Below are 6795 nucleotides of genomic sequence, written 5' to 3'. Positions count from 1 at the left end.
GGGGATGGACTAGTTCATAGCTAATCTATCTAGGCACACCCGATGAAGCGAGAATCTCACGAATTCTATTCGTGAGAGTGTCAAATTTTGGGAATCTCTAGAATTGCTCGTTTTCTCGATACCCGCTATCCTAGGGAAGGGCGGGTATTTTTTTGCCCAGAATTATCAAATAAATAGCAATCTACCTATACCATGGAAATTTTTATGTAGGGATGTTTTGTACAGCGCCCTATCGTAAATCTGTTGGTTATTTCTATCAAAAAATATCTATGTTTGAAGCCACCAATTCCTCGAAAAACGATTCTCCCATTATTTTGGTAGACGGACATTCCTTAGCCTTTCGTTCCTATTACGCTTTTGCCAATCGACCCAGTGGCGGTTTGAAAACCTCTACCGGCATTCCCACCAGCGTTTGCTATGGGTTTCTCAAGTCGCTGTTGCAGGTAATGGAAGCAGAAAAACCCCAACATTTAGCGATCGCGTTTGACCTATCTACCCCCACCTTTCGCCACGATGCCGATGTTAATTATAAAAGCGATCGCGCAGAAGCCCCAGAAGATTTTCTCGAAGATTTAGAATACCTACAAAAACTTTTACAAGCCCTCAACCTACCCGTAGTCACCGCCGCCGGATACGAAGCCGACGATATCTTAGGAACCCTTGCCCAAAAAGCTGCCAGCCAAGGCTATTGGGTAAAAATTCTCAGCGGCGATCGCGACTTATTCCAACTCATCAACGACCAACAACATATCGAACTATTATACCCCTCCAGCAAAAGCAACGGTTTGACTGCCTACCGGGAAACAAATGTTCGCGAAACCTTACAAATTGCCCCCACCCAAGTCGTAGACTTCAAAGCCCTTTGCGGCGATAAATCCGATAACATTCCCGGCGTCAAAGGCATCGGCGAAAAAACCGCCACCAAATTATTATCAACCTACCAAACCCTCGACAACATCTACCAACATCTCGAAGAAATCAAAGGCGCTACCCGCAAAAAACTCGAAACCGGCAAAGAACATGCCTACCATTCCCAATTCATGGCCAAAATTGACTGCAACGTTCCCCTAGAAACTGACATCAAATCCTTAAAACTACAAGGATTTAACATTACCACCCTAGAACCTTTACTCGTCAAACTCGAACTCAAACAATTCAGCAAACAAATCCAAACCATCCAATCCTTACTAGGGGGAAATCCCCTGGAAATCCACCCCCCTCAAAACAGCGAAACCGAAAACCAAGACGAAGACGAACAAACCTGGTTTTTCTCCGCCGCAGATACCGCCCAAAAACAGGAAACCACCCGCCTCATTCAACCCTGGATTGTTGACACCCAGGAAAAACTAACCCAACTCACCAACATTCTCAAAACCCACACCGACCCAGAAAATCCCGTCGCCTGGGATACCGAAACCACCGCCCTCAATCCCCGCCATGCCCAATTGGTCGGTTTGGGCTGTTGCTGGGGTAGCCAACCCACCGAAGTAGCGTATATTCCCATCTCCCACCAACAGGGCAAGCAACTAGAAAAACAGGAAGTCTTGCAAATCCTGCAACCCATCTTAGAAAGCGAACAATACCCCAAAGTTCTGCAAAACGGCAAATTCGACCGTTCCATTTTATGGCGATGCGAAAATATCGACCTGGCAGGCGTAGTCTTCGATACCCTGCTAGCCAGCTATTTATTAGACCCAGAAGGCATTCACAACCTTTCCCACCTCGCCCAAAAATATTTAAATCTTAGCGTTCCCACCTACAACGAACTAGTTCCCAAAAAACAAACCATCGCCGATGTAGACATTCCCAGCGTTGCCTACTACTGCGGCATGGATGTTTACACCACCCGGCGAATTTCTTACCACCTCAAAGAAGAATTGGCAGCCATTCCCCCCCTGCATCGGTTGCTGCTAGAAGTAGAACAACCCCTGGAACCAGTTCTTGCCGATATGGAATATTGCGGCATTCGCGTGGATACCGACTATTTAGCCTCCCTGTCGGCAAAATTGCACCAAGATTTGGAAAAATTAGCCGCACAAGCCCACGAAGCCGCCAGCGAAGAATTTAACTTGGATTCTCCCAAGCAACTAAGCTACCTGCTGTTTGAGAAATTGGGCTTAAATCCCAAAAAATCCCGCAAAACCAAAAGCGGCAATTACTCGACCGATGCCAAAACCTTAGAAAAACTCCAAGGCGACCATCCCGTAGTGGATGCCATCTTGGAATATCGCCGTTTGGCAAAACTCAAATCAACCTACGTCGATGCTTTGCAAGAATTGGTAGACCCGAATACCCAGCGGGTTTATACCCATTTCAACCAAACCAAAACCTCTACGGGGCGGCTTTCGTCTTCGGAACCTAACCTGCAAAATATTCCCATCCGTACGGCTTTTTCCCGACAAATTCGCCAAGCTTTTATCCCAGAAAAAGATTGGCTGCTGGTAGCGGCTGATTATTCGCAAATCGAACTGCGGATTTTAGCCCATCTCAGTCAAGAACCTGTCTTGTTGGATGCGTATCAAAATAATCGCGACGTGCATACGGTAACGGCACAATTGTTGTTTGACAAAGACAAAGAAGCGGTAACGGATGAGGAACGTCGCTTGGGGAAAACCATCAACTTCGGGGTGATTTATGGCATGGGGGCGGCGAGATTTGCCCAGGAAGCCGGGGTTTCGTTCAAAGAGGGCAAAAAATTCATCGAGCGGTTGAAGGAGCAATATCCGGCGGTTTTTTGGTTCTTAGAGCATACCAAGCGGGAGGCGATTTCCCAAGGATATGTGGAGACGATTTTGGGGCGACGGCGTACGTTTCATTTTGCCAGCCGGCGTTTGCGGCAGTTGCAGGGATGCCCGGTGGATGAAATTACGCCAGAACAATACCAAAAAATCGACCAAGGGGATGCGCAGTTGTTGCGGGCGGCTGCCAATGCGCCGATTCAGGGGTCGAGTGCTGATATTATCAAAAAGGCGATGGTGGAAATTCATAATTTGTTACAACCGTACCAGTCGCGGTTGCTGGTGCAGGTTCACGACGAGTTGATTTTGGAGATGCCGCCTGGGGAGTGGGAGCAGTTGCGCCCGAAGATTCAGGGGATGATGGAAAATGCTGTAAAGTTGCGGGTGCCTTTGGTGGTGGAGGCGAAGGTGGGTAAGAATTGGATGGAAGCGAAATAGGTTGCGCTTCCTTCTGAGAAAACCTACAATCCCTACGGGAAAACCGGGGTATAATAAAGAATAGTTGAACTAGCATTCATCGAAATTGTATTCTGCCGTAGGAGCCGTGGAACTTTCTTGTAAAAGTCAATACGCACTGCTAGCCCTGCTAGAACTTGCCACCCATTACGAGGATGCGGAACCCATGCAAATTCGTCAAATTGCGGCAGGGCAAAATATCCCCGATCGCTATTTAGAACAGTTGCTGGCAACGCTGCGGCGTAGCCATTTGGTACGCAGCCAACGAGGGGCTAGGGGTGGCTATTTGCTAGCCATCGAGCCTTGGCATATTACGTTGTTTGATGTGGTGCGTTGCATTGAGGGTTTTGATGGTGAAGCCAATGCCAAAGATTGCCAATCTCAAACGGTAGAAGGTACCGTGGTGGGCGAAATTTGGCAGGAGGTGCGCGAAACGGCTTATTCCGTTTTGCAAAAATATACCATTCAAGATTTACGGGAAAGGCGCGACGAGCGCAATCAACTAAATTTGATGTATTACATTTAGCTGGTTCGGTCAGAGAAGTCAAACCGCCGAATCATTTTCCTGAAGACGTATATTCTGAGAAACGCTTTATGCATATAGGTGAAAGTATTACCGAACTGGTTGGTCGTACGCCTTTGGTGCGCTTGAACCGCATTCCAGAGGCAGAAGGATGCGTTGCTGGGATTGCTTTTAAGCTGGAAGGCATGAATCCGGCGGCATCGGTGAAAGACCGCATCGGCGTGAGTATGATTCGCGCGGCGGAAGAAGCGGGCAAGATTGTGCCGGGGAAGACGGTTTTGGTGGAACCCACTTCTGGCAATACGGGGATTGCGCTGGCGATGGTAGCGGCAGCGCGGGGATACAAGCTGATTTTGACCATGCCGGATACCATGAGTAAGGAACGGCGGTCCATGTTGCGGGCTTATGGGGCTCGTTTGGAACTGACGCCGGGATCGCGGGGCATGGCAGGTGCGATCGAACGCGCTCAGGAGATTACGGAAAGTACGCCGGAAGCGTTTATGCTGCAGCAGTTCCGCAATCCGGCGAACCCGAAAATTCATGAGGAAACTACCGGTCCGGAAATTTGGGAAGATACGGATGGTCAGGTGGATATTTTGATTTCTGGTGTGGGCACGGGCGGTACGATTACGGGGGTGGCTCGGTATATTAAGCCCCGCAAATCTAGCTTTCAAGCGATCGCGGTGGAACCGGCCAACAGTCCCATTTTATCGGGGGGTAAGCCTGGTCCCCACAAGATTCAAGGCATTGGCGCTGGTTTTGTGCCGGAAGTTTTGGATACCAGTGCCATTGATGAGACCATTGCCGTTTCCGATGAAGACGCGATCGCGTATGGCAGGCGTTTGGCTTCGGAAGAAGGATTGCTCTCGGGGATTTCCTCGGGAGCCGCTTTGTGTGCTGCCATTCAGGTGGCGCGCCGCCCGGAAAACCAAGACAAACTAATTGTCGCCATCCAACCCAGCTTTGGCGAACGTTACCTCAGTACGCCGCTATTTCAGGATTTAGAAATCACCGAGAGCGAGATGGCTGCTGCGGGCAACAAACCTTCCTAGTTCCATGATTTAGGAAACCATCACCTTGCCAGCACCAATAGCCCCCGAATACACCAAACCCCGCTGTACGTCCAAACTCAAAATCGTGCCGCTGCGAATGTTCTTGGTGGCATCTTTCACGCCCAAAATCACGGGAACGCCCAACCGCATCCCAATCACGGCGGCGTGGCTGGTCATGCTGTCGTCTTCAGTAATGACGCCGGCGGCTTGACGAATGGCTTCTACGTAATCGGCACTGGTATAGGAAGCCACCAAGATTTCTCCGGGGCTGAAGCTGGTCAAATCGCTAGAAGAACGCGCCACCCGCGCTGGTCCGCTGACGGACCCCTGACCCAAACCGATGCCTTGCCCCAAAGTGGCGGTAACCACTTCCACTTTGATTAAATCGGTGGAACCGGAAACCCCTTGCAAGGTACCGGCGGTCATCACCACCAAATCTCCTTCCGAGAGCAATTCCTGTTCTTGTGCTACCCCTAAGGCTGCCTGGAAGGTTTGACCGGTGGAAGGTAAATCCAAGACCAATAGCGGCGTGACGCCCCATACCAGTTGCAGTTGTCTGGCCACGCTCACGTGGGGGGTGACCGCTAAAATGGGTTTGGGAGGACGGAATTTGGAGACGTTGCGGGCTGTGGAGCCGCTTTTGGTGAGGGTAACAATGGCGGCGGCGTCCAGTTGGTGGGCAATTTTGGCCACCGCTTGGGAAATGGCGTTGGGAATGGAACGCCCGATGTCTTGCACGCTGCTGACGTTACGGGTGATTTGTTCGTGTTCGATGCGGCGGCTGATGGTGGCCATGACTTTGACGGCTTCCACGGGATATTTCCCCACGGCGGCTTCGTTGGAGAGCATCACTGCATCGGTGCCGTCTAAAATGGCGTTGGCTACGTCGGAAATTTCCGCGCGGGTGGGACGGGGATTGTTGACCATGCTGTCGAGCATTTGGGTGGCGGTAATCACGGGAATTCCCAGCCGGTTGGCGGTGACGATGAGCCGTTTTTGCAGGAGGGGTACTTCTTCGGCGGGCAGTTCTACCCCCAGGTCTCCGCGCGCTACCATGACGCCGTCGCACAGGGGTAGGATGGCGTCCATTTGTTCGATGGCTTCGTGTTTTTCGATTTTGGCGACCACGGGAACCCGTTTGTCGGCTTGGGAGATGAGGTCTTTGATTTCTAGGATGTCTTGGGGTTCGCGGACGAAACTTAAAGCTACCCAGTCTACGCCTTGGTCTAAGCCAAAGAGCAGGTCCTGTCGGTCTTTTTCGGTGAGGGCTTTGACGGAGAGGTAGACACCGGGGAAGTTGACGCCTTTGCTGTTGGAGAGGGAACCGCCGGCAACTACGCGACAGTGCAGGGAACGGTTGGCGCGATCGACTTGTTCTACCTGCATTTCTACTTTGCCGTCGTCGAGGAGGATGGTGGCACCTTCGGGAACTTCGTCGGCGAGGGGTTCGTAGGTGACGGAGGCGATTTCGCAGGTGCCGGTGACGGTTTTGGAGGTGAGGGTGAAGCGATCGCCTTTGTTTAGAGTGATGGAACCGTTTTCAAAGTGCCCCAAACGGATTTTTGGTCCCTGCAGGTCTTGCAGGATGCCGACGGGTTGGTTGAGTTCAAAGGCGGTTTGACGGATTAAACGAATGTGTCGTTGGTGGTCGGCGTGGGTGCCGTGGGAAAAGTTCAGACGCAGCGTAGTGGCTCCCGCTTGAATGATTTGACGCAGGATTTCTGGTTGGCTGCTCGCTGGTCCAATGGTAGCGACGATTTTGGTTCTCGGTAAGGTATTTGAAAAGTGCATCAACGATCGTTCGAGTAGGTAAGTTCTGCAGCTATGGCTGGTGGTTCGGCTTTGCTCACCACAAGTTGTTGGTATGGAGGGCGTCGAGCTTTGCTTGCTGCGACCCTATTTATACCATATAAGTTAAGGCTACTACGAATGGGAATTGCTAAGACTAACCCAATCACTGGACAAAAATTGACATTCGTGTCGATTGCGTTCGGTTAGTCCAGCCTTGGTCTCGTAGCAGACTCCG

At 50.9% G+C, this 6795-nt stretch carries 4 protein-coding genes; 3 read left to right on the top strand and 1 reads right to left on the bottom strand.

The genetic code is table 11. The annotated features are described in order from the left end of the window. Positions 1–269 precede the first annotated feature (269 nt). The 3 genes from polA to cysK all read left to right on the top strand — a co-directional run bounded on the left by polA (position 270) and on the right by cysK (position 4769). Positions 270–3176 carry a DNA polymerase I gene (polA, locus tag AS151_RS07250; protein ID WP_071516381.1) on the top strand — a complete coding sequence of 969 codons (2907 nt, stop codon included), beginning with the start codon at positions 270–272 and terminating at the stop codon, positions 3174–3176. 106 nt (positions 3177–3282) lie between these two features. Then, positions 3283–3720 carry an Rrf2 family transcriptional regulator gene (locus AS151_RS07245; RefSeq protein ID WP_071516380.1) on the top strand — a complete coding sequence of 146 codons (438 nt, stop codon included), beginning with the start codon at positions 3283–3285 and terminating at the stop codon, positions 3718–3720. 68 nt (positions 3721–3788) lie between these two features. Continuing rightward, positions 3789–4769: a cysteine synthase A gene (gene cysK / locus AS151_RS07240; RefSeq protein ID WP_071516379.1), complete on the top strand. Its 981-nt coding sequence runs from the start codon at positions 3789–3791 to the stop codon at positions 4767–4769. Positions 4770–4778: 9 nt separating this feature from the next. Here cysK and pyk read toward each other — a convergent pair whose 3' ends face one another. Further along, positions 4779–6560: a pyruvate kinase gene (pyk, locus tag AS151_RS07235; RefSeq protein ID WP_071516378.1), complete on the bottom strand. Its 1782-nt coding sequence runs from the start codon at positions 6558–6560 to the stop codon at positions 4779–4781. Between the last annotated feature and the right edge of the window lie 235 nt (positions 6561–6795).

Origin of the sequence: Geitlerinema sp. PCC 9228 (assembly GCF_001870905.1) — a bacterium.
GTDB lineage: Bacteria > Cyanobacteriota > Cyanobacteriia > Cyanobacteriales > PCC-9228 > PCC-9228.
This window is presented reverse-complemented; position numbering and strand designations above follow the sequence as displayed.

Excerpts from the sequence above, each read along its gene's own strand:
- pyk (WP_071516378.1), bottom strand. The coding sequence starts at position 6,560 with ATGCACTTTTCAAATACCTTACCGAGAACCAAAATCGTCGCTACCATT.
- polA (WP_071516381.1), top strand. The coding sequence starts at position 270 with ATGTTTGAAGCCACCAATTCCTCGAAAAACGATTCTCCCATTATTTTG.
- cysK (WP_071516379.1), top strand. The coding sequence starts at position 3,789 with ATGCATATAGGTGAAAGTATTACCGAACTGGTTGGTCGTACGCCTTTG.